General features: G+C 40.4%; 18 protein-coding genes and 1 CRISPR repeat array (1 of these 19 running past the window's edge). Of the genes, 13 read left to right on the forward strand and 5 right to left on the reverse strand.

Translation table 11 applies throughout. The features are described from left to right. Positions 1-119 precede the first annotated feature (119 nt). From TOL2_RS05155 to TOL2_RS05175, 5 genes are all read right to left on the reverse strand, one after another. Positions 120-1,187 carry an ABC transporter substrate-binding protein gene (locus TOL2_RS05155; protein ID WP_014956464.1) on the reverse strand — a complete coding sequence of 356 codons (1,068 nt, stop codon included), beginning with the start codon at positions 1,185-1,187 and terminating at the stop codon, positions 120-122. Next, a complete protein-coding gene (locus TOL2_RS05160; protein ID WP_014956465.1) occupies positions 1,184-2,002 on the reverse strand; it encodes an ABC transporter ATP-binding protein in 819 nt (272 codons plus the stop codon). Before TOL2_RS05160 ends, TOL2_RS05155 begins: the two co-directional genes overlap by 4 nt. Positions 2,003-2,025: 23 nt before the next feature. Further along, positions 2,026-3,045, reverse strand: coding sequence for a FecCD family ABC transporter permease (locus TOL2_RS05165; RefSeq protein WP_041279284.1), 1,020 nt, complete (start codon positions 3,043-3,045; stop codon positions 2,026-2,028). 7 nt (positions 3,046-3,052) lie between these two features. After that, the gene (locus tag TOL2_RS05170; RefSeq protein WP_014956467.1) at positions 3,053-3,802 is read right to left on the reverse strand and encodes a hypothetical protein; all 750 of its coding nucleotides are present in this window, start codon (positions 3,800-3,802) and stop codon (positions 3,053-3,055) included. 66 nt (positions 3,803-3,868) lie between these two features. Beyond that, on the reverse strand, positions 3,869-5,845 hold the full coding sequence (locus tag TOL2_RS05175; RefSeq protein ID WP_014956468.1) for a TonB-dependent receptor plug domain-containing protein: 1,977 nt from the start codon (positions 5,843-5,845) through the stop codon (positions 3,869-3,871). A 475-nt stretch (positions 5,846-6,320) separates the two neighbouring features. Here TOL2_RS05175 and TOL2_RS05185 point away from each other — a divergent pair, with 475 nt between their 5' ends. The 13 genes from TOL2_RS05185 (at position 6,321) to cas2 (ending at position 19,076) form a co-directional block, all read left to right on the forward strand. After that, entirely contained in the window at positions 6,321-7,439 is a 1,119-nt protein-coding gene (locus TOL2_RS05185; protein WP_014956469.1) for an ABC transporter substrate-binding protein, read from the forward strand. A gap of 5 nt (positions 7,440-7,444) precedes the next feature. Continuing rightward, entirely contained in the window at positions 7,445-8,470 is a 1,026-nt protein-coding gene (locus TOL2_RS05190) for a FecCD family ABC transporter permease (protein ID WP_014956470.1), read from the forward strand. Continuing rightward, a complete protein-coding gene (locus TOL2_RS05195; RefSeq protein WP_041279288.1) occupies positions 8,461-9,261 on the forward strand; it encodes an ABC transporter ATP-binding protein in 801 nt (266 codons plus the stop codon). Before TOL2_RS05190 ends, TOL2_RS05195 begins: the two co-directional genes overlap by 10 nt. 1 nt (position 9,262) lies before the next feature. Then, the gene (locus tag TOL2_RS05200; protein WP_014956472.1) at positions 9,263-9,979 is read left to right on the forward strand and encodes a hypothetical protein; all 717 of its coding nucleotides are present in this window, start codon (positions 9,263-9,265) and stop codon (positions 9,977-9,979) included. A gap of 12 nt (positions 9,980-9,991) precedes the next feature. Beyond that, a complete protein-coding gene (locus tag TOL2_RS05205; protein ID WP_014956473.1) occupies positions 9,992-10,783 on the forward strand; it encodes a hypothetical protein in 792 nt (263 codons plus the stop codon). Positions 10,784-11,056: 273 nt separating this feature from the next. Further along, on the forward strand, positions 11,057-11,635 hold the full coding sequence (locus TOL2_RS05210) for a hypothetical protein (protein WP_014956474.1): 579 nt from the start codon (positions 11,057-11,059) through the stop codon (positions 11,633-11,635). Positions 11,636-11,637: 2 nt separating this feature from the next. Beyond that, positions 11,638-13,797, forward strand: a complete 2,160-nt coding sequence (locus TOL2_RS05215; RefSeq protein ID WP_014956475.1) for a CRISPR-associated helicase/endonuclease Cas3 — start codon at positions 11,638-11,640, stop codon at positions 13,795-13,797. Positions 13,798-13,810: 13 nt separating this feature from the next. Further along, positions 13,811-15,211 (forward strand): hypothetical protein, encoded by a 1,401-nt coding sequence (locus TOL2_RS05220; RefSeq protein ID WP_014956476.1) that lies wholly within the window; start codon positions 13,811-13,813, stop codon positions 15,209-15,211. 38 nt (positions 15,212-15,249) lie between these two features. Next, complete coding sequence (locus TOL2_RS05225) at positions 15,250-16,317, forward strand: hypothetical protein (protein ID WP_014956477.1); 1,068 nt, start codon at positions 15,250-15,252, stop codon at positions 16,315-16,317. 48 nt (positions 16,318-16,365) lie between these two features. Next, positions 16,366-17,175: a CRISPR-associated endoribonuclease Cas6 gene (gene cas6 / locus TOL2_RS05230; protein ID WP_232508079.1), complete on the forward strand. Its 810-nt coding sequence runs from the start codon at positions 16,366-16,368 to the stop codon at positions 17,173-17,175. Positions 17,176-17,210: 35 nt separating this feature from the next. Beyond that, positions 17,211-17,705 (forward strand): CRISPR-associated protein Cas4, encoded by a 495-nt coding sequence (cas4, locus tag TOL2_RS05235; RefSeq protein ID WP_041279291.1) that lies wholly within the window; start codon positions 17,211-17,213, stop codon positions 17,703-17,705. A 97-nt stretch (positions 17,706-17,802) separates the two neighbouring features. Then, complete coding sequence (gene cas1b, locus TOL2_RS05240) at positions 17,803-18,792, forward strand: type I-B CRISPR-associated endonuclease Cas1b (RefSeq protein ID WP_014956480.1); 990 nt, start codon at positions 17,803-17,805, stop codon at positions 18,790-18,792. A gap of 2 nt (positions 18,793-18,794) precedes the next feature. After that, on the forward strand, positions 18,795-19,076 hold the full coding sequence (cas2, locus tag TOL2_RS05245; RefSeq protein ID WP_014956481.1) for a CRISPR-associated endonuclease Cas2: 282 nt from the start codon (positions 18,795-18,797) through the stop codon (positions 19,074-19,076). A gap of 128 nt (positions 19,077-19,204) precedes the next feature. Next, a CRISPR array of direct repeats spans positions 19,205-23,511; the repeat unit is 30 nt; unit sequence CTTTTAATCAGACCAGTGTGGAATTGAAAC (it continues 198 nt past the right edge of the window).

Genomic DNA, 23,511 nt, shown 5'->3' on the forward strand with positions numbered 1-23,511 from the left:
CAGATCCTTTATGATCAAGCAGATTAAAATTCCTTTCTTTTTGCTTTATCTTGAAGACTTTGGGGGTTCAAGGCTTTGTGAACAACGAAATAAAGCAGATTGTTGAAACTTAATATTTGCTAAGATGTGGGATGCCGCATGCCTTTGTTGCCCAGGATTTTATTGACCATGGTTTTGTCCAGGTCAAGATTGAAAAAAGTTTTATAAAATAAAGTAATTTCTTTTTTCAGGTCAATATCCTGGAACAGATCAGGATAGACTTTTTTGGCAGTCCATAAAATTGCCAGGGGAGTCTCAAGTCCCCCAGGATGTCCCCACCTGGAGATACCCACGGGGATGGCAAATACTTTTTTGTCTTGAACCGCTTGAATGGGAGACCATTTTTTGTCGTTCATTATCAATTGATCCACTCCTTCTTCATTGACAATTATCACTTCTGGATTCCACATCAGAATCTGTTCAATGTCTGCAAATTTTTTATTGTTTTTTCCATTCAAGGATGCTCCGACAGAAACATTGTTGACGCCGCAGGCACGGGTCCAGTCAGCCTCAATAGTGCCCGGAGCATCGGTTCTGCGGGCTTCGTTTACCGAGTGGTACAGACGTGTTTTGTTGTTTGCCAAAAGATGGGATGTTCTTGCGCTGACCATGGCAATGATTTTTTTATAATGCCGGGTGTATTCAAGGGCTTTTTCGTGGCAGCCAATGGCCTTGCCCATCATTTCAATAATGGTCATCTGTTCTGCCATGCTGTGGTAGCCTGCCACAAAATAAGGAATATTGAACCGTTCCAGTTTCTTTATTTCCGCTGTGCTGGCAGCGGTTTCAGGTTTGAGAAATACAAAGTCAGCTTTTGTGTTCAAAAGGGCTTCAATGTTGATGATTCCCCCGTTTGCCGGAACCGCCATCTGCTTGATGCCTGGAACGATTTTTTGCAGAAGCAAGTCTTTTTTTAATCCGTTGACAATGGCCACCATATCGTTACCTCTGCCCAGCATTGTGACCACATGTCCGCAAAATGCATACAGGCAGGCAATTTTTTGGGGTGGCCGAGTGATGGTTACGGTGTTGCCGGTGGAGTCAATGGTTGTAATTGTATTAAAACTCATGGTTGTACCCGGAAGAGCAAGGCAGATCATGAGGCATAAAAAAAACAGGGGTTTGACTTGCAGATGGATTTTTTTCATTTGTCCGTGTCCATGGTTTGAATGGGAATAATTTGTTTGACAAGGCCTTTGCCTGGAATTGTATGGGTCATTATCGATGTTTTTACTTTGTAAAAAGATTCAAGATTGTCTTCAGTCAATGCTGCAGAGGGGGAACCTGCCAGGTGAACCTTTTGCCTGTCCATGAATGCCACTTGAACCGGGATGCCTTCATTTTCAAGATAAAAAGCATGGTTGGGAAAATGGGTGGCCATGACAAGAGTCAGGCCTCGTTCTTTAACCAGCCTGACAATGGTTTCCAGCACGATGAGTTCATGTTTGAAATCAAGATGGGCTGTGGGTTCATCCATGACAATCACGGGAGTATCCTGGATCAAGGCCCGCATGATCATTACAAGCTGGGTTTCTCCACCGCTCAGGCGGGTGTAGTCACGGTTTTTCAGGTGATAAAGACCCAATGAGTCAAGGGTATCTTCTGCTATTTCAATATCTGCAGCATCCGGTGCTGAATAAAAAGAGGTATAGGGTGCCCGGCCCATGAGAAGGATATCCATAACGGAAAAGGAAAAGTGTCTGACATGTTTTTGAGGTACATAGGCGATCATTTGTGCGATCTGTCTGGGGGAAAGCCCTGTGATAAGATTGTCGCCAAGCCTTATCTCTCCTTTGTGCAGCGTGTTGATGCCGAGAATGCAGTCGATGAGAGTGGTTTTTCCACATCCGTTGGGGCCAAGTATGCAAAGGGTTTCTCCCTTTGATACGCTGAAATTAACCTCTGTAAAGATTTGGGTTTTTCCAAAGGAAAATTTGCCGTTTTTCAAGGCTAAAATGGTCATATGCACTCCTTAGTTTTTTACCATCACCATTCCCGGCCCTTGGTCTGTTTTAACAGATAAATAAAAAACGGGCCGCCGATCAAAGCGGTTAAAATTCCCAGGGGCATTTCACTGGTGCTGATCAACCGGCTGATGTCATCAACAATAACCAGGAAAGTGGCACCAATGGAAAAGGTGACCGGTATGAGATCCCGGTTGTTGTTTCCAATCATCATCCTGCCCATGTGAGGCACCACAAGACCTACCCAGCCGATAACTCCGCTGACGCAAACCGCTCCTGCAGTGGCCAGGGTGGCGCAGATAATAATGAATACCCGGTTGAGATTGACCTTTACCCCAAGAGATTGTGCCTCTTTGTCTCCCATGGCAAGAACATTCAGACGCCACCTGATTATCATCAGCCCGGCAGATCCCATAAACATTGGTATTCCCGCCGTAAGGATCTGGCTGTATTCCGCACGGGAAAGGCTTCCCATGAGCCAGAACACAATGGCCGGCAGTTCATCGTAAGGGTCTGCAACATATTTTAAAAATGAAATCAGGGCTGAAAATATGGAACCAACGATAACTCCGCCCAGCACCAGGGTAATGGCCTGGGTGGAAGATGTGATACGGCCGATAAAAAAGCACAGAAATACGGCAACAAGGCCGAATCCGAAAGAAAACGGATATACATAAAAAAAATTTTTAAACAAAATAATGGCCAGGGCCGCACCAAACCCTGCACCAGAACTGACTCCAAGCATACCGGAACTGACCAGGGGATTTCTGAAAAGCCCCTGGAAAGCCGCTCCGCTGACTGCAAGACAACCGCCCACCATGGCTCCGAGCAGAACCCTGGGCAGCCGGACATGCAAGATGATGCTAAAATGGGTGGCATTGATATCCTGGCCGGTGAAGGGCGAGGCCAGGATGGTTAAAATGTCTGAAATGGATATTGGATAACGGCCCAGAAAAACGGAAATGAAAATCAGAACAAGAGGTGACCCAAAAAGGAGGATATAGAAGCGTATCCGGCTCAAGCGGTTGGATTGTTTCATCATGATTTGCTTAATACAGTTTTGCTTCCTGCTTTGTAATGGTACGGTAGAAAATGCCCGTCTGATCTGAGTTTTCATTTGCCACTGCTATCAACACCTGGCGGCTGCCCATGCGGACGGTTTTTGTTTTTTCCGATCCAATATGAACCTGGGAATCAAGCGGCAACACGATTCCGGACCGGGTTACCAATTGGTCGATAAACGGATGCTTGCACAACTCGTCAACGCCGACAATATCTCCCGGTCGGCCCAGGTGATACCATCCCCTGTACCTGCCGTCATCCCCGGAAATTCTCAGGCCGATACCGGCAACAGCCCCGACAACACCGTCGCCTGTGCCGCCGTGTTCTGACAGGTGAATTCCGACTTTTTCGGCAAGGGCATAGGCTGCAGCTTTGGACGATACATTTTGTTTGGCGTTTTTACCAAATTCAATGAGGCTGTTTTGATCAAGATCTTCAGTCAGGCCTGCCACGCAAAGCCCTGGATCCGAGCCTTTTTCAGCGCGGGTTTTCAGAAAATTTGCCATAAGCTCTATGACAGGGTCAATGGTCCCGTTTTTAAGGGTTAATTCAAAACACATGGAAGAGTTGTGGGATGTGTAGGGAATGTCTTCGTGGACAAAGAGCTGGTGGCGGCTGATGGCTGAACAGTCTGCCAACCCTTTTGTTGAAATTATATTGCATAATTCCTCAACCAGCCATCCGGTTCCCTTGGTTCCGGGCATGTCCGTGTCATCAATACAGACCAGGTAATTCATTGTTCTTTCCTTTGCTTGCGATAAAAAAAATAACAGCCCTTTTTTGCAAAAGGGCTGTTTTGCATCTTAAAATTTAACCCGGACTCCTGCATAGGCGGTGCGTCCTTCACGGGGATATCCTATGGTTTCTTCATAATCGTCATCAAAGAGGTTGTCCACCCCGACATAGACGAAATAATTTTCTTTGAACAGTTTTTGTTCCAGCTTCAGGTTGACAACTGTGTAGTCATCCAGTTCACTTTGTACAGTCTCGTCGTTGTTGTAATAATATTGATTGGCAATGTGAATGAAATCGGCATGGGCGCTCAAGCCAAAATCCCATGTGTAGTTCAGTTCAATGGTGAACTTGTGTTCCGGCCGGTTCTGGAGTTCATCTCTCAATGAATCCTTTGATTGATCCTCGCTGTCCAGCAATGAATAGCCAAGAGCCATGGAGCCGGTTTCCAGGAAATGCTTGGACAGGCGGAAATCCATCCCCCTGAATTGATATTCATCGTAGTTTGAAGTGTTTCCACTGCTGTCTTCTTCAATAAAATCTTCCACATTATTCTGATAAACCGCCAGATCCAGTTGCATCTCCCAGGGCAGTTGCTGGGTGATACCCACCTCATAGTTGTCTGACTGTTCCGTTGTCAGGTCTTCATTTCCATCACTGCCATAAAGCTGTTTGATGGAGGGAAACCTTATTTTTCGTGCATAAGAGGCCCGCAGGATGGTCTCATCGGTCAGATTATAGGCAGTGGCGATCATATAACTGCCCTTATCGTCATCATTTCCGCTTTCTTTGGACAGCCAGTGATGACTGTATCCCAATACAAAGTCCAGGCTGGAAAAAAGTTGTCTTTTATATTCAAATGCTGCCGAGTAGATATCAAGATCATGGTTTTCATGTGAGGAAACAATATTCAGCTTTTTATCAATCTCATCCAGATCAGATGTGTATTCATCTTTTTCGCCTGAAAAAGAGAACACTGCCTCACCTGATGCTTCAAAATCAAAGCTTGTCTGAAGAGTGACTCCCTGAATTGATGTTTTGCTGTTCTGTGTATAAGAGCCGCTCTTGGTGATGGCGCTGTAGGTGTCGTCATCATATCTGGCCGTATCTTCCTCGTATTCATTGGCAAAGGCCCAGGCCCTGAACCCCATGATGCCGTCTGGGTCGTAGCTCATGGATATCTGGCCTGACAGGGTGTCGAAATCTTCTGTTCTGTCGTATTTTATTTTTTTATAATAAGAGTCGTCATTGTTGTTGATATACTGAGTAACTGGAGGTATTCCGAATTCTCCGGAAGATTTTTCAAGGGTTAGGCCCAGTTCGAATTTTTCATTAACCTCAAAACCGATATTGCCGAAAAAGGAAAGCCTTTCATCATCGCTGTTTTCCCGGAGGCCACCGTCTTCATATTCGGCGTCCGTGAAACTGTCCGACAGGGAAAATCCGTCTGAATCCGTATTGTTGACGCTTAAAAAGAAATTGACCTTTTCTTTGCCCCCGGAAATATTGGCCTGGGTGTAGTGGTTGCCCCGCTCATTTATCTGGGCGGAGGCATCCGTATGAAGCCCTTGGGTGCCCTGTTTGGTGATGATGTTTATGGCACCTGCCAAGCCGCCCTGTCCATAAAGCACGGAATTGTTACCATAGGAAACTTTTATTTTTGAAATATTTTCTGTGGAAATGAGGTGAGGGTCAAATTGTCCGTCATAGGTTGAATTGATGGGAATGCCGTTTAAAAGCAGGATGACGTGCCGACTTCTGAACCCCCGCATGTCGATCCTGGGGGTGCCTTTGGCGCGAACACTCACATTCAGGCCGGGCACAAGTTCCAATGCCTTGTCAAGGGTTTTGGCATTCCGGTTTTTGATTTCCACATCAGTAACTTCTATGGTGGGAATGGTCTCTTTGCCCGGCATCTCAGCTGATACGACCACCTCACCCAGAGAATAGGGTTTTGTATCTGCAGGGGTTTGGCTTGCCTGGGCAGATGAAAGGTTCATCCCTATCCAGATGATAAATAAAAATTGATAAAATTTTGACCCTGTCATTATTTTTTAGTCTCCTTTTTGATGTTAATATTTTTATTAAGCCACAGTATCAAACATATCTGTTTGTATTTGTCAATTAAATCATGATTATACGATTGTTATTTGCATTTTGCTAATATATTACCAAAAAAAACGATAGTTCACCGCTATCTGTATTGATTTGATTTTTTTAATATTTTTTGCACATCAAAGTTGCAGGCCCACTAATTTTCTCGTGCTTAAAATATTATGATACCAAGGAGATTTTTGCTGCCAGGCTGGGTTTTGGATGAAATAGAAGATGCTTTGGATGCAAAAACAACATTTGATTGAATTTTCTCTGATATCAATACCTTTGTAAGCAAATATTGATAAATATATTCTAAGCTGGTGGTTATAAGTTGCCATTGGCAGTTATTGCTGGAAGTTTTTTGTTCAATCCTTGACAAGACAAACCAGAAAGCATATTTGAATTTAGCTATAAGTGAGGATAAATATGAGACATAAAAAAACAATAGATCAAAGAGGGTTTGTATCCTGTATTACTTTATCGGGTATTATTTTATCGGGGGTTGTACTGCTGCTTATCCCGGGCATTTTGGGGGCTACACAAATAAAGTCCCGCATCATAACAGATATGGCAGGACGAACAGTTTTGATTAAAGATCCGGTTGAGAAAATCGTCACCACGTTCAAGCCAGCAAGCCTTTGTATGCTTTCCCTGGGGCTTGCGCACAAGCTGGTCGGCATTGACACTCATTCCAAACAGGACCGCCTGCAACTATCTGTGTTTCCGGATGTGGCAATGCTTACCGGGGTGGGATCAAAAACCATGGGCATTAATTTTGAAACCCTGGTCTCTTTGAAACCCGACCTTGTGATTCTCTATTCGCAAAAAGACGGTCTTGCACTTGCCGACCGTTTGATTGCTTTGGGTATTTCTTCCATTGTGATCATGCCGGAAACATTTGACAGTATAAAGAAATCCCTGCGAGTAATTGCGCTGGCAGCAGGAGAGTTGAAAAAAAGCCGGATTATAGAAAGACAGATGGATAAAACTTTAGATTTGTTGTCACAGCGGCTGGCAGGAGTGCCACAAAATCTGAAAAAGACAGGATATTTTGCCTCATCCAAGGGAATTTTCAGTACGACCACCGGTAATATGCTTCAGAATGAAATTTTTAACGCAGCCGGTGTTGAAAATGTTTCCAGCCACTTAACCGGATATTTCCAGAATATTTCTCCGGAGCAACTGGTGAAATGGAACCCGGATATCATAGTTTTGTCCCAGCACATGAAAAAGAGCGAGAATCAACGAATTTTTGATAAAGCCCTGCAGAAAGTAACAGCCATATCTCAAAAAAATGTTTACAGGTGCCCGTCAAGTATTGCCCCGTGGGATTTTCCTTCTCCATTGTCGGTGCTGGCAAGCCTCTGGATTGCTCAAAAAATTTATCCTGAAAGGTTTTCAGACCTTGAGATTGAAAAAAAAGCAGATGAATTTCACCAGGCTGTTTTTGGAAAAACATTAACACAAATGGGCGGCACCCTCAGTGATACTGTTAATAATGAAACAGATTATCACGTCACAGATCATAACGACACAGACAATTAAAAAAAATGAAAACTTTTTCTTCATCCAGGCAAGTGATTTATCTGCTGATTTTTGTTTTAACGGCTGCATTTGCCGTATCCGCTATATCGGGCAGGGTGACAATCAAAATTTGCGATCTGACGGCTATTTTTTCAAACCTGTATAATGGCAGGGATTCGGTGGGAGATCTGATTCCAAAGGAACTTGTTTTTTTATGGATACGCTTGCCCAGATGCATTATGGCTGTTCTGGTGGGTTCAAGTCTTGCCGTATCGGGAGCTGTTTACCAGGCGTTGTTCAGAAATCCGCTGGTGTCACCGGATATTCTGGGGGTGTCGGCAGGATGCACCTTTGGTGCGGCCCTGGGGCTTATTCTTCCTTTTGACTCTTTTTCTCTTGTCCATATTCTGTCTTTTGGATTCGGGATTCTTGCGGTTTCCATGAGTGTGGGACTTGCAAAGGTGATTTCCATTAAACCAATGATTGTCCTGGTGCTGGCAGGTATGGTTGTGCTGTCTTTTTTTAATGCCCTGCTCATGGCGATCAAATATTTTTCAGATCCCTATGACGAGCTTCCCAGCATTGTTTTCTGGGTCATGGGCAGTTTAAGCCGGGTGACCTGGGATACTATTCTGGTGATGGCACCTTTTACCCTGGCAGGATTGATCTTGTTCATTGTGCTGAGTTTCAGGCTTAATATTCTTTCCCTGGGGGATGTTCAGGCAAAATCCCTGGGTATGAACCCGTCTTTTTTCAGGATTATCCTGATTACGGCAAGTTCATTCATGGTGGCTGTTTCCGTTGCAACCTGCGGGCAGATATCATGGATAGGGCTTGTGATCCCCCATATGGCAAGATCTTTTGTGGGGCCGGAGCATGAAAAGATGATTCCAGTGACAGCGCTTATGGGAGGTTTGTTTCTTTTGATTGCGGATTCTGCCGCAAGAAGTGTCTCTTCTGCTGAAATTCCAGTGGGGATTCTTACCGCCCTGACAGGAGCCCCGATTTTCGGTTATTTTATGTTTAAGAACCGGAGTACCGGATGGCTGTAACATTAGAATGCTGCAGCCTCGGTTTTGATTACGGGGATAAAAAGATTTTGAAAGACATTTGCTTTCAGGTGCAATCGGGCACTTTCTGTGCCGTTCTGGGCAGAAACGGTTCCGGCAAAACCACTTTGATTCATTGCCTGAACAGGATACTGACAAAAATTTCAGGCCGGATACTGGTTCATGGAAGACCGTTGATGTCCCTTGCCCAGAACGAGATCGCACAATTGATCAGTCTGGTGCCCCAGGAGCATATTGATGTTTTTCCCTATAAGGTGATTGATGTGGTGGTAATGGGAAGGGCACCTTTTTTAAAGATTGCGGCCAAGCCGGATGAGACAGATTATCAGATTGCCGCAAATGCCCTGAGGGAATTAAACGCCCAGGGGCTGGCCCATAAAAATTTCAACCGGATATCCGGCGGGGAACGTCAGATTACCCTGCTTGCCCGTGCCCTTGCCCAGACAACAAAGATCATGCTGTTAGATGAGCCAACAAATCACCTTGATTTTAATAACCAGTATCATCTGCTGTCATCCATCAAACAGCTTTGCCGTTCAAAAGGTATCAGTATTGTGGCTTCCATGCATGATCCCAATATGGCAACTTTGTTTGCCGATGATGTGATCATGTTGAAAAACGGTGAAATCATGGTCCAGGGAGATAAAAATTTGGTGATGACAACAAAAAATATTTCAGAACTTTATGGCACAAATACATCTGAGATCCGGCTGAATGCTCAACAAAAAATATTTCTTCCAAGCCATATATTAGAGGATCAGGAAAATGGTTAAAATGATACAGATATTTCCAACCCTTGTCTATTGGATCATGTTCCTGCTGTTTGCAGGAGAACTTGTACTCCTTTTGCTGAAAAAAGATACGATCGCAAAGTGGTTCAGGCACTTGGAGATCTTGACTTGCCTGGCAGGCGTGCTGTTCATTGTATTTGTCACTGGACGGCCTCCGCTTTTCGGACCTTTTGAGGCTTGTGTTTACATCATATTTGTCGTGGTACTGCTGGCAAGAGGGTGCACAGGAAATGTTTTTTTAGTAAATTCAATTGTTGTTTTGCTGATATTGGCACTTGTGCTGGGAAAGCCCATGGCTGTAAATGATGACTATTATATGTATGACAATATATGGGTGATGCTGTTTTTTGATTTAAGACTTGTGGCAGCCGCCTTTTTTGTTCATGTCATGGTATTGCATCTGACTTGCTTTTTTGAAGGATTCAGGGAAAAGGCGGTCTTGTTAAAACAGGCACGGCATAAAATCCTTGTGGGCGCGCTTATTTATCTTTGCGGCGAGTGGTCAGGATCAGTCTGGTGCCTGAACTGGTTCGGGGATTCCTGGCAATGGAGCAATGGATTTTTTAAAGCCTCTTTGTTGTTTGTGCTGGTTATGATTGTCTGTCATATGCCTCCGGCTTTTGGAAATAACCGGTTGATACGAACGTTATCTGGGTCGCTTCCCGGGATTTTTGCCCTGTGGATGATATTTTATCATTAGAGGAAAACCATTATGATTCAAAAACTAAGCTCCATAAAATTTGCTTTTTATAATCTTGTTTGCCTGGTTTGCTTTATGGGGGCAGGAGTTTATTTGAGCCGCTGGTATAAAAACGATTTCAAGGTAATGAATGAGACCCTTATTTTTGAATGGCTTAAATCAGCCTGGTCACAAACCCCGGTTCTGGTGGTATGGTTTGCACTGCTGTGTCTGAGTGCTGGTTTGCTTTTTGTGAATACACTTTGCTGCAGTTTTACAAAACAGATCCAGGTGGCCAGAAAATCAGGCAAATTTGAAAAGTGGCTGTTTTTTGTGCTTCACTGCCTGTTTATTGTGGTACTGGCCTGTCATGGGCTCATCCTTGTGGTTGGTCACAAGCAGGGTAATATAACACTTTTTTCCAATTCAAAAATGCTGTTTCAAAACCAATATCTCATTGAAGTTTCTGATATCGTGTTCAAGGATGATATTAATATTTTAAAAGCCGGTAAACAAGAGCAGCGAATAATGATGACACGGGACAATATTCATCGCAAACAAAATTTTGCCATAGTATCGCTTTATCAGGCCTCAACCCTTATGGAAACAAAAAAAGTGATGATGCTGTCGCCGCTTCGGCATGGATCCATCCAGGTTGCCTTGACGGACTTTATTGTTAAAAAAGCCGACAACCAGGAGCGCGTCGGGGTGAAGCTGACAATAACGGATAACCCTTTGAATATATTCTTTTTTACGATTTACGCCTTGATGATTTTAAGCCTTGGGGGGTATATTATAACAATATCCTGGGGTGGCCGGGACTGATAAATAAATACCTGACGCACCTATATGCATTGGTTTTAAAATCTGATTTTACCTTACAGGCAGCTTTTACTCTAAAATAAATTAATCTCTTGAAGTAATGGATGAAAAGAATATATAAGCTATATATTTCGCATATTGCGAAAAAATCAGTGCAAATAGTAAGACAAAATACAGGAATCGGCTATTATATGCACAAATGAATCGGCTATATGCAAAGGTATCGTAATATGCAAAAGTTATCGTAAATGAAAAATAAAAGGATCTTATGCCATTATGTATTTTGTTAATTATACCGGCCCCTTTGGATTCATCAAACCCTGGACAGCAGTCAGGGACAGCGAAACTTTCAGTCAACAGTTCCTGACTCCTTCAATCGTGGCGGGTATGGAAAGGAAGCTGTTTCCCGATCTTTTATCCGAGACTTATGGTCTGTATAAAATTAAACGACACAGATTATCGTATAAACAGATCTCTCATCAGCAGGAACAGATTCAGCCCAGGGGATGGAATAAAAAAAACAACAATTTTTTCAGGAAATACTCGATAATCGTTCGGGGCGTTCTTATCGAACCTGTTTTATATCTTGGGTTTGACAATGAACAAGATGCTGTTCATGCGGCAAAACAGCACATCTGTCTTTGCAGGAATGAAGATATATTATTTCCAGGCAGAAAAATTCTTGAAGTGCCTGAAAAAGAATTTGATACCCAAGAGGATTTTTTCAACGGGTTTGAGTTGGTGTTTGAACAAACAGATCAATCTTTTTTGGTCGGATATAACCGTTTTGATAATAATGCGCCCATGTACGGCTGGCTGAAGGTCGTTGGTAATCCTGTAAAACATATCTGTTGATCATGGATGTCTGTGATCACATAAAAGCCAAGGGCGCTCCTGAGTTCACGACTTTATATGCTCATCTTTGTCAGGTTAAATCCGCCATTAAAGTGTTTGCCGGTTATTTGAATTTTGACGTTGAAACTGCAAAACTGGGGGCGGTTTTTCATGATATCGGAAAAGCAAGTCCGATTTTTCAAGAACGGCTTGTATCTAAATATAAAACCGGGCAATCAACATTCCGTCATGAAATTGCGTCCTGTTTTTTTCTCTCGCTGGTTGAAAAAACATATCATCCCCAACTCATTGAAATGATCATCGCCCATCATAAGTCTATTGAAAATGACAAAGGGTTAAAAGGCATTCTTGATCTTGAAGAAAATGAAGATGATATTTTTGAGTTTCATATTGAACACTGGGATGTTTGGAAGCTTGATGCCTTAAAGATTCTCGCAGGTTTTGGAATTAATTCCAGGGACATTGGCTATGACGAAGCAAAGGAAAATTATTTCAAGGTTCTGGAATATTGTGAAAATACAATTATGAATAACGGCTATTCAGAATGGCGCGGTCTTCTGATGTCGGCTGATCATTTTGCATCGGCTTTATCTTCTGCCGCACCCGATTATCTGCCTCATACATTTAAAAAACCCATACTGGAATTTTACAACAGAACGTCCCAACTTTATCCCTTATCCTTAAAAAAAGCCTCATCCAATCGACCCCATACCATGGTGGTGGCGTGTACTGGTGCGGGGAAAACCGATTATCTTTTTCGCCGTTGCAGGGGCAGGGTTTTTTATACATTGCCGTTTCAAGCCTCCATCAACGCCATGTTCAAAAGGGTGAAAACAGATTTGATTAAATTGAATCCCAATCTGGATATCCGGGTTCTTCATTCATCTTCCAAAATTTCATCAGGTGCTGAATCCCATGAAGATATGCTTCTTCAAAGGCTTGTGGGGTCGAGCGTAAAGGTGCTTACCCCTTATCAACTGGCGTCAATTATTTTTGCCACCAGGGGATTTGAGTCCATGATTGAAGATTTAAAAGGATGTGATGTTATTCTGGATGAAATTCATACCTATGACAATGTTTCAAAATCAATCGTATTAAAAATAGTTGAGGTGTTGAACCATATTGGCTGCCGGATTCATATCGGCACCGCCACAATGTCCTCTTCCCTGTATAATGAAATTATTGATTTGCTGGGCAGGGATTTTGTGTCTGAAATTTCGCTGGATTCCATTGAACTTGAAAAATTCGACCGCCATATCCTGCATAAGATCGGCTCTTGGGATGATGCCCATGCCGTTATCAAGGAGGCCATCAAGAAAAATAATAAAATTTTGCTTGTTTGTAACCGTGTGGATTCAGCCCAGGAGATGTTTGAAATTGTAAAAGAGGCATTCTCTGACATTCCTTTGCTTCTTATTCACAGCCGGTTTAAACGGGGAGACCGGCGGGATAAGGAAGCCAGTCTATTGGGATTGGACAGCCAGGGAAATACTACCTTTGAATTCAATACCTCTTCAAACGCCTGCATTGTTGTTTCCACCCAGGTGGTTGAGGTCAGTCTGGATATCAGTTTTGATCTGATGATAACCGAAACAGCCCCCATTGATTCCTTGATCCAAAGATTTGGCAGGATTAATAGAAAACGGACACCCGCCACCATCGGCACATATAAACCTGTTTATGTCATAGCTCCGCCAGAGGATGAAAAAGCAGCCCGGCCATATGAGCTTGAAATTTTAAGGAAAAGTTATGCTGTACTGGATCATGATCAAGTTCTACATGAATCGGATTATCAGGAAAAAATCAATTGTGTTTATCCTGATTTGTCTTATACCAGCATTGAAAATCACACTGCCTATAAAGGAAACGGCAGATGGAATGTACCAATGCTCACCCACCGGGATCGGTCCATACTACTTGAACTTCTTGAGGTGGACAGCGTGAACTGTATTGTTGATTCGGATTGCCAAGCCTATGAACAAGCAGGTTTTGAAGACCAGATGATGCTGGAAATTCCAGTGCGATATTATGCAGTAAAAAATTATTTTCAACTCAATTTCGGCAGCAATCCTTTTGTTATCCCGGACTCGGGATACAGCCGGGAAACTGGGTTGGATCTGGCTAAAGCAAACGATAGAAAAGCGGACTTAAATTTTTTATAGAAAAGATTTTATTATGATTTCCATGACTATTGGCCGGACATTTTTGACGGCATTTAACAAAAAGTACAACAAGTCCTATACGTCAAAGCAATTTTTTGAAACAGTATTTTTTGAGCTGTTTTTCAATCATCCAAAATACATGCTTTGGCAAACCAATTCACCTTTTGTGCAGATGAAAAAGGGTCAAAAACCGCATCTTCTGAGAGAAGAAGATAGAATTGAAAAATTAAATAATCTGGCGGAAAAGATAACAACCGGAGACAGGGATGCCAGTATTGCCATTGGTTTTCCTGCATCGGAAGCCAATGAATTTGCCACTACCTCGGGGCTTGTAAGTGATATTGATATTCCTGCAGATGAATTCGGGATTTACGATTCCTGGATCGGTGCTGGTCTGGGTATTGGTGTTTCAGGGGGGTATTGCATTTTTTTTAATGATCCTGAAATCCTTTTAACCCTCTATGACGGCTGGCAGGTGTATCGTGGTTTTCTCAATGAGAATAGCATTGACAAATTGGCTCCCAATAAAATTAACACCTGGAATGGTCAATGGCTTAATTATTATCATGGAAAAAAATTTAGAAAAGGTTTTGATTTTGGGGTTTTGGATAATATGAAAATGTTCAGCCATGATAAACAAGGAAACATTCTCATAAATACTGTTAAATGGAGTCAACTTTTTTTTAATCTTTCAAGCAAATTTCCAGACCAGACCTTGATGGGCTATCTGTACAGTCTTGGACAAACCAACAAAACCATTGGATTTATCCCTTTTCATTTTCAACAGGCCAGAAGAATCAAGGATTTTTACAAAATTTTATTTGGAAAAAACAACGCGATCAAAGACAGCCGGGCCTATGAAGAGATGTTTGGCATCCATATCAAAAGGGCCTGTGAATTGGGGGCAATCGGGCTCCATGCCTTGCAGCCCAAAGATCTTAAAAAGTATTTCAAACAGGGCAAAACCCCGAATTTCAAGAAGACGGCGATTCCCGTTTTAAAAAAAGGAGAGTCTGCAGAGGATTTTCAAACAAGGAAACAAAAGGCGTCAAATAAAGAGTATGAAAAAGTAATATTGTTCAGAACCTATAAAACATGGTTGGTTGCTATGCTTACAAAAAACAAGGAAGACATGCTGGATTACACAGAGAAAATTGCCAGGGCACTCCATGAGTATCGTGAAGACGGCCGCAAAACAGATCGAAAAAACCTCATTGAAAAAGAACTGCTCATTGCCGCATCCAGGAAAAAGTTCATAGATGCCCTGGCAGTGGTTATCAAAGATGTTCAGAGCGAATATCTGGAAATTATCAGGGAGTTGAAAAAAAGGGTGCATTTGATGACTTCCGAGGATTTTGCTTATTTTGTTGTTCTGCTGCGGTTTGATTATGCTTATGAGGAAAGAAATATTTAACCACTTTATAATCAATAGTTAATTTCAGGGAGAAATTTATGAACACCATATATATAAGAACTTTAAAACGGGCGGAACATACTGTGTTCTGTGTGGCTGATGGTCAGAAAACCTACTATGACCCTCAATTTAACCGGTATATCCCATATTCAAGCGGACAGCAGATAAAGCGGTCTTTAATAGATACATTGGCTCGCCAGTTAAACCAATTGCCTGCACCCACAACCTTTATATTTGATGTTACAAAGAAAAAAGAGATCACGGAAGGAGAGGTTTTCGGCACATGTGATCCTTCTCATTTTGATCAATTATTGGGCGGGTGGATGAAAGCTTCCAAGGGGGGGAAGGAAAAAACCATAAAACGAAGAAGCCCGCTTTCCATATCAGCCATGCGGGCTTTGCACCCTTTGCTTGCCGGTATAGACAGGGAAAACATAACCTTTGACCGCAGTGACCGGCCCAATAACACGGTCATTGTCAGGGACCCAAATGGGAAAGAGCTTTGTGAAGATGATATCATAACATTGCTTCAGGATAAGGACAGGAGTTTGATACGAAAATGGATACCGGATAATAAAAGGGCAACCGGATTATTTGTGCAGGATATTGCCATTGATTTAAGGCGGCTTTTTTGTGTTACTCAAAGTGTTTTTGAGCCGGAAATCACAAAGGAAACCGAAGACAGATTAAAAGAATCCGGTTGGCTTGAATCCAACAATATTTTTGGAAACTGCCTTGTTGCACCGCCTGAAACAAGGAACAAACTTATACCTGCCATTGCAAAGGCCATCATCAACTGGCGTATCACCTCAAACCAGTCAAGAACCTTCAGTCTCATGGAGACCCTGGCCGTTTCCATCAGCACCAATGCCAATAAAATCGCCGGCAGTATCAGGGCAAAATTAAGTGAAGAAGATGAAAAAAAAGCAATTCCTGTCATTGAAGAGGATCTGGAAGGTGTTGAAACTTTTGTGACCCTTTCTGCAGGGGGGTATTTTCTGACAAAGTCTGAAACTGCGGAAGCCCTGGAAGAGGCAGAAAAAAACTTAATAGACAGAATGATGGCCTTTGACTATGAAGACCAGATTATTAAAATAAATGATTAACTTTAAATGATTGCAGGCTTCACTAACCCTGAAGCCTTCCGGAAAGGTATGATTTTGCGTATAAAAATAACAGCAATAACGAATCAACCGGCCTTTTTTCCCTATAATTATCAATATGCAGTTCATTCAGCTTTGTACTCTTTAATTCAAGAATCATCAGCAAACTATTCAAGTTTTTTACATGATAAAGGGTATGTAAAAGATGGCATCAATAAGCTTTTTAAACTATTTACCTTTTCAAAGCTCAACTTTAGTCCTAAAAATAATGGGAATGGCGGTTTTTATAAGGTTTCAAAAATACAATTTGTGTTTTCCACCATCATGGAAAAAAGCATGAGACATTTAATCCTCGGCATATTTTCAAATCAGAAAATGATGTTAAACTTGAGCGGGCAAAGACATTTTTTTGATATTGTAAATGTTGATATTCAGGAAGATTGTCAGTTTACCAATACTGAAAAATTTATTTGTTTGTCGCCCATAACCGTTTCAAGCATAATGATCAAAGAAAAAGGTAAAAGGGTGCAACATTTTTTAAACTATATGGTGCCCGCGGAAAGAGATCATTTTGTTGAAAATTTAAAGAAAAATCTTATTAACAAATATGAAACCATCAATAATATCCCATATGAAAATATGAAATTTCCTTTTCAGTTTCATTTTGAAAACAACTATATCGTAAAAAGAAATGGCAGAATATCAAAATTGATTGAATTTAAAAATAATATTAAAGTCAAAGCCATGGAAGCCCCTTTTTATATAGAGGCAGATCCTGAGTTAATTAAAATCGGGTATGATTGCGGATGGGGTGAAAAAAACAGCGCCGGTTTTGGTTGTGTTGAAAAAGCAGCAAAATAAAATTCATTTTGAACCGGTTTTTAATGGGAGAAAATATGGATAATATTAATTTTACCGGCACACAGATTAATTATTATTTTGTCTGTAAGCGAAAACTCTGGTTGTTTACAAGAGCTATTCGGTTTGAAGATGAAAATGAATATGTGCAGTTGGGAAAACTCATTGATGAAAGCACTTATAAACGCAATAAAAAGCAGATTGAAATCGGCAATATCAAAATTGATTTCATTGATAATACGGGGGTTATTCATGAAATCAAGAAATCAAACAAGATTGAAAAAGCCCATATTTATCAGCTGAAGTACTATATATATTTTTTAAATAAAATGGGGGTTAAAAACATAATCGGTGAAATAGATTATCCAAAACTGAAGCAAAGACAAAAAGTGATATTGGATGCTGAAGATGAAATGGAATTTAAGACTATTTTTTCTGATATCCATGAAATCCTTGACAGGAAAAAACCTCCGGCAATAATAAACAAACCGTATTGTAAAAAATGCGCTTATTATGAATTTTGTTTTGTCTAACTGCCATGGGAATACCTGATATTTCATCCGGGGTTGCCAATAATAAAACATTAAAGTCGCTGTTTTGATTTTGAATATTTTTATATAAAGGTGTCATATGAAACAATCCTTATATCTTTTTTCAAATAGTACCATCAAAAGAAAAGACAATTCTTTGATGTTTGAAATTGACGGAGAAAAGAAATACCGTCCTGTTGAATCAATTTGTGACCTTTTTCTTTTCAATGAACATACTCTGAATACAAAATTGCTGAATTTTCTGGGGCAACAAAAAATTCCCGTTCATATTTTTAATTATTACGGATTTTATTCCGGTTCATTTGTCCCAAGAGAGCAATATCTTTCAGGGCATGTCACCATCAGTCAGGCAAAGCATTATCTTGACGATAAAAAAAGAATGGTTTTGGCCTATGAATTATTGAATGCCGCAGCTTCAAATATTATCACCAATTTAACCTATTATAAAAACAGGGAAAGAGATATCGGTGAAAAAATTTTAAAGATAAAAGAGTTAAAAAAATCATTAAAAAATGCGGATTCAATTTCATATTTAATGGGCATAGAAGGAAATATCAGGGATTTGTATTATTCTGCTTTTAATGAAATTGTTCAAAATAAGGTTGAATTTAAAAAACGTATTAAAAGACCGCCGGATAATTTTATAAATTCCCTGATTTCATTTGGTAATTCCCTTGTTTATACAACGGTTCTGTCTGAAATTTATAGAACCCAGCTTGATCCTACCGTGAGTTTTCTTCATGAGCCGGGTTACAGGCGGTACTCCCTTGCCCTTGATATATCGGAAATTTTTAAGCCCATCCTCCTTGATAGAATGATCTTTACCATGATCAACAAAAAAGAATTAACGGAAAAAGATACGGATAAAGACCTTAACTATTGTTATCTGAAAGATCAGGGCCGGATGAAATTTTTAAGAAAATATGATGAAAGGCTGAAAAAGACTATTAAACATAAGAAACTCAATCGCAATGTTTCTTACAAACGGCTTATACGGCTGGAGTGTTATAAAATTGTTAAACATATTCTGGGTGAAGAAAAATATACCGGGTTCAAGATGTGGTGGTAATTATGTATATTATTGCAATGTATGATATAAATACTGAAACAAAGGCGGGTCGGAAAAGATTAAGACATATGTTTAAATTATTGAAAAAATACCTTATCCGTATTCAGAATTCTGTCTTTGAGGGGGAGCTTACCAAAGCTAAATTTGAGAAAATGAAGTATGAAGTCAACGATATTATTGATAGCTCAAAAGATTCGGTTATTTTTTTCAAAAGCCGTGATATCAAATGGATGGACAAAGATATCTGCGGGTTTGAAAAAGATGATACGGATAATTTTTTATGAGTGCTTGTTCTTTGACAATTTATAAAAATCCGTCGATCTTCCTATGATTTTACGCTATTGGGGGTTGACGGAAAAAACAGTTTGATTTATTAATACAACCTGTTAATTTTATATTGTTTTTTTGATGGCTTTTAATCAGACCAGTGTGGAATTGAAACCTGGTTATCAGAAGTGTTATGGACGGGGGGACCGTCTTTTAATCAGACCAGTGTGGAATTGAAACTAGTGTATGACGAGTACTTATATGCTATTGTACCGCTTTTAATCAGACCAGTGTGGAATTGAAACTTTTTCAATAACTCCTTAATTTTACGTTCATTATTTCTTTTAATCAGACCAGTGTGGAATTGAAACATGTGTCAGCTGACACAGAACGAGAAGGATGGACAGACTTTTAATCAGACCAGTGTGGAATTGAAACGATTGAATCTAATAAACTGGCCTTAGATATTGTAAGCCTTTTAATCAGACCAGTGTGGAATTGAAACAACTGCCACGCCTCATTATCAAACTCATACTCTGATCTTTTAATCAGACCAGTGTGGAATTGAAACTTCTGTGCTGTTGATTGGTGTGTTTATGATATCCATTCTTTTAATCAGACCAGTGTGGAATTGAAACAACTCCTGCTTAAGCGCCTTTGACTTTGCAAATTCTCTTTTAATCAGACCAGTGTGGAATTGAAACTAAGCACATTCACCCCAAACAACATCACCAGTTGTCCTTTTAATCAGACCAGTGTGGAATTGAAACGTGGAAAACCCAGGCGGCGACCGGATACAAATAACTCTTTTAATCAGACCAGTGTGGAATTGAAACATAACTCATTGAGTTTATTCCTGAAGCAGCCACGGCTTTTAATCAGACCAGTGTGGAATTGAAACCCCCTTGTAAAGGATGGACAGAAACTCGAAGCAAAAGCTTTTAATCAGACCAGTGTGGAATTGAAACCTGTAACCTGACTCATATCAATTGCCGTCTGGGGCGCTTTTAATCAGACCAGTGTGGAATTGAAACAGATTCTCAGAGATGGTACGCTTGTCAATCTTGGTTCTTTTAATCAGACCAGTGTGGAATTGAAACAGCGTTGGGAGGATGAGGCCGCGCTCGTTATTCAGGGCTTTTAATCAGACCAGTGTGGAATTGAAACAATAGTTCTGGGTATTTTTCCCGCGTCCGGCGTAGCTTTTAATCAGACCAGTGTGGAATTGAAACTTCCGACATGGCGGTATCAGCTAACCTGCAACCATCTTTTAATCAGACCAGTGTGGAATTGAAACAGTGTTTGTTCTTCGTCACCTCCAGAATCTTGAGACCTTTTAATCAGACCAGTGTGGAATTGAAACATCAAAAAACCACTGGTCACTTTATAATCTCTCGGACTTTTAATCAGACCAGTGTGGAATTGAAACTGATATGCAAAATAATCAAGTACTTCTTTAGATCCCTCTTTTAATCAGACCAGTGTGGAATTGAAACTTATGATTTCAAAATCCTTGTAATTGCTCGAAATAACTTTTAATCAGACCAGTGTGGAATTGAAACTTTTGCATCTCTTTTTCTTGCTCATGACTTTTTATCTCCTTTTAATCAGACCAGTGTGGAATTGAAACGCATTTCTCTGTTGAAAACTAAAAACTTTCCTTCATCTTTTAATCAGACCAGTGTGGAATTGAAACAATTTTATCGCCATAGTGACGATGGGTATCAAAATACTTTTAATCAGACCAGTGTGGAATTGAAACCATAATTATTCCTTTGGTACAAGCATTGTCATATCACTTTTAATCAGACCAGTGTGGAATTGAAACTTTTATGTGAAAATTACTTTTAACGGAAAAGAGCCTACTTTTAATCAGACCAGTGTGGAATTGAAACATCCATAGTGGAGAAACGCATCATAGGGCAACTATACTTTTAATCAGACCAGTGTGGAATTGAAACCTTGAAGGGCAAGCCAATCCAGCAATTGACATGCCCTTTTAATCAGACCAGTGTGGAATTGAAACTTAAAAGGGCCAGTAGCAAAATCAGGAACGGGCACTTTTAATCAGACCAGTGTGGAATTGAAACTGCTGATACCCACCCTGCTGGTTCTGCTGGCCCTGCTTTTAATCAGACCAGTGTGGAATTGAAACTAATTAACTTTTGAATTGGAAAAAAAATATGACATCTTTTAATCAGACCAGTGTGGAATTGAAACCAATAACCCATTTTCTTAGTGACCCACCAAGAAGCTTTTAATCAGACCAGTGTGGAATTGAAACATACTCTGCGCTTTGACATTTATCTTCGCTAAATTCTTTTAATCAGACCAGTGTGGAATTGAAACTAAAATCAGTATAATCAGTAATGGCAGGTTCGATAACTTTTAATCAGACCAGTGTGGAATTGAAACCGAAGAAACTCAAACCATATTGAATTTGTCAACAAACTTTTAATCAGACCAGTGTGGAATTGAAACACGGTTGATAGATTCCCTGTTCCTGGCTTTGCTACTCTTTTAATCAGACCAGTGTGGAATTGAAACTTGGTACATTAAGATATTTAATCATTTCTACCTCTCTTCTTTTAATCAGACCAGTGTGGAATTGAAACAGGCTTGTATTGACTGTATCAATTGCAAGAGATCCTTCTTTTAATCAGACCAGTGTGGAATTGAAACTCCATTATATTCAATTCAGCAGCGGTTGCCGTAACCTCTTTTAATCAGACCAGTGTGGAATTGAAACTGACGTAGTGACTAATTTCCCGACCTTGTTGACTTCTTTTAATCAGACCAGTGTGGAATTGAAACTGTTATAGTATTACAACATGGGTTTATTATTTTATTACTTTTAATCAGACCAGTGTGGAATTGAAACTGAGACAATGAAACTTTAATGTCTTGGATCTGCATACTTTTAATCAGACCAGTGTGGAATTGAAACTTATTAATCTTTAGTTTTTGAATGGCTCCGAGAAAACTTTTAATCAGACCAGTGTGGAATTGAAACTTCGGGAAAAAGAAATTCATGGCAGGTGGCGAAGTCTTTTAATCAGACCAGTGTGGAATTGAAACACATCGCAAAGCGGCCTTACTTCAGCCATATCAAACTTTTAATCAGACCAGTGTGGAATTGAAACAAGGGAACATTGCTTTTTTACCACCAACAATAAAATACTTTTAATCAGACCAGTGTGGAATTGAAACATGTCCTGTAAGCCAGTCCCGATATTTTGAACATTCTTTTAATCAGACCAGTGTGGAATTGAAACAACGGTGAAGTGGTAGAAAAAAAGATAAAAAAGCACCTTTTAATCAGACCAGTGTGGAATTGAAACACTTGTACCAATATTTTTCGTGTCAATCAGCTCGTCTTTTAATCAGACCAGTGTGGAATTGAAACTGTGGTGAGATGCTCTTGTTTACAAGATATTGATGCTTTTAATCAGACCAGTGTGGAATTGAAACCCAATACCCCGGTTGATCGCATCGAGATAATCACCAACTTTTAATCAGACCAGTGTGGAATTGAAACTTCGCTGTTTTCAGTCCACCACTGTTGGAATAACACGTCTTTTAATCAGACCAGTGTGGAATTGAAACAGGTTTGCGCGACGTGGAAAATTTACCGTGACATATCTTTTAATCAGACCAGTGTGGAATTGAAACTTTGGAGGGCAAACAGGAGACTCAAGGAAAAGCTGTTCTTTTAATCAGACCAGTGTGGAATTGAAACCGAAACAGACGTGTGGGCGCTAATCGAAAAAATCAACTTTTAATCAGACCAGTGTGGAATTGAAACTTGTAAGATTGAAAAACCTGTTTCAGAGTTTTACAACTTTTAATCAGACCAGTGTGGAATTGAAACTAATATCCTATTTTTTTGGTGATCCACCAAGAAGTTCTTTTAATCAGACCAGTGTGGAATTGAAACATACTAAAATACAAACGAATAAATATCCACATTGCCATCTTTTAATCAGACCAGTGTGGAATTGAAACTAATATCCTATTTTTTTGGTGATCCACCAAGAAGTTCTTTTAATCAGACCAGTGTGGAATTGAAACATACTAAAATACAAATGCTTTTCTGCTTTTAATCAGACCAGTGTGGAATTGAAACACGGAATAACCAGAGATATTTCTCAAAACGCAATACTTTTAATCAGACCAGTGTGGAATTGAAACAGGATAAGCGGATTGCATTCAAGCAGTATGGACCAAACTTTTAATCAGACCAGTGTGGAATTGAAACGTATCCACGGCGTATGGGTCAGATAATGCTTTTCTGCTTTTAATCAGACCAGTGTGGAATTGAAACACGGAATAACCAGAGATATTTCTCAAAACGCAATACTTTTAATCAGACCAGTGTGGAATTGAAACATGGTTCCAATAAGCTTTAGAACGGCCTCTTTCAACTTTTAATCAGACCAGTGTGGAATTGAA

It is taken from the genome of Desulfobacula toluolica Tol2 (assembly GCF_000307105.1).
Lineage (GTDB): Bacteria > Desulfobacterota > Desulfobacteria > Desulfobacterales > Desulfobacteraceae > Desulfobacula > Desulfobacula toluolica.

What these genes read in the sequence shown, in the direction of transcription:
- TOL2_RS05155 (WP_014956464.1), bottom strand. Translation starts at nt 1,187, where the DNA reads ATGAAAAAAATCCATCTGCAAGTCAAACCCCTGTTTTTTTTATGCCTC.
- TOL2_RS05160 (WP_014956465.1), bottom strand. Translation starts at nt 2,002, where the DNA reads ATGACCATTTTAGCCTTGAAAAACGGCAAATTTTCCTTTGGAAAAACC.
- TOL2_RS05165 (WP_041279284.1), bottom strand. Translation starts at nt 3,045, where the DNA reads ATGATGAAACAATCCAACCGCTTGAGCCGGATACGCTTCTATATCCTC.
- TOL2_RS05170 (WP_014956467.1), bottom strand. Translation starts at nt 3,802, where the DNA reads ATGAATTACCTGGTCTGTATTGATGACACGGACATGCCCGGAACCAAG.
- TOL2_RS05175 (WP_014956468.1), bottom strand. Translation starts at nt 5,845, where the DNA reads ATGACAGGGTCAAAATTTTATCAATTTTTATTTATCATCTGGATAGGG.
- TOL2_RS05185 (WP_014956469.1), top strand. Translation starts at nt 6,321, where the DNA reads ATGAGACATAAAAAAACAATAGATCAAAGAGGGTTTGTATCCTGTATT.
- TOL2_RS05190 (WP_014956470.1), top strand. Translation starts at nt 7,445, where the DNA reads ATGAAAACTTTTTCTTCATCCAGGCAAGTGATTTATCTGCTGATTTTT.
- TOL2_RS05195 (WP_041279288.1), top strand. Translation starts at nt 8,461, where the DNA reads ATGGCTGTAACATTAGAATGCTGCAGCCTCGGTTTTGATTACGGGGAT.
- TOL2_RS05200 (WP_014956472.1), top strand. Translation starts at nt 9,263, where the DNA reads ATGATACAGATATTTCCAACCCTTGTCTATTGGATCATGTTCCTGCTG.
- TOL2_RS05205 (WP_014956473.1), top strand. Translation starts at nt 9,992, where the DNA reads ATGATTCAAAAACTAAGCTCCATAAAATTTGCTTTTTATAATCTTGTT.
- TOL2_RS05210 (WP_014956474.1), top strand. Translation starts at nt 11,057, where the DNA reads ATGTATTTTGTTAATTATACCGGCCCCTTTGGATTCATCAAACCCTGG.
- TOL2_RS05215 (WP_014956475.1), top strand. Translation starts at nt 11,638, where the DNA reads ATGGATGTCTGTGATCACATAAAAGCCAAGGGCGCTCCTGAGTTCACG.
- TOL2_RS05220 (WP_014956476.1), top strand. Translation starts at nt 13,811, where the DNA reads ATGATTTCCATGACTATTGGCCGGACATTTTTGACGGCATTTAACAAA.
- TOL2_RS05225 (WP_014956477.1), top strand. Translation starts at nt 15,250, where the DNA reads ATGAACACCATATATATAAGAACTTTAAAACGGGCGGAACATACTGTG.
- cas6 (WP_232508079.1), top strand. Translation starts at nt 16,366, where the DNA reads ATGATTTTGCGTATAAAAATAACAGCAATAACGAATCAACCGGCCTTT.
- cas4 (WP_041279291.1), top strand. Translation starts at nt 17,211, where the DNA reads ATGGATAATATTAATTTTACCGGCACACAGATTAATTATTATTTTGTC.
- cas1b (WP_014956480.1), top strand. Translation starts at nt 17,803, where the DNA reads ATGAAACAATCCTTATATCTTTTTTCAAATAGTACCATCAAAAGAAAA.
- cas2 (WP_014956481.1), top strand. Translation starts at nt 18,795, where the DNA reads ATGTATATTATTGCAATGTATGATATAAATACTGAAACAAAGGCGGGT.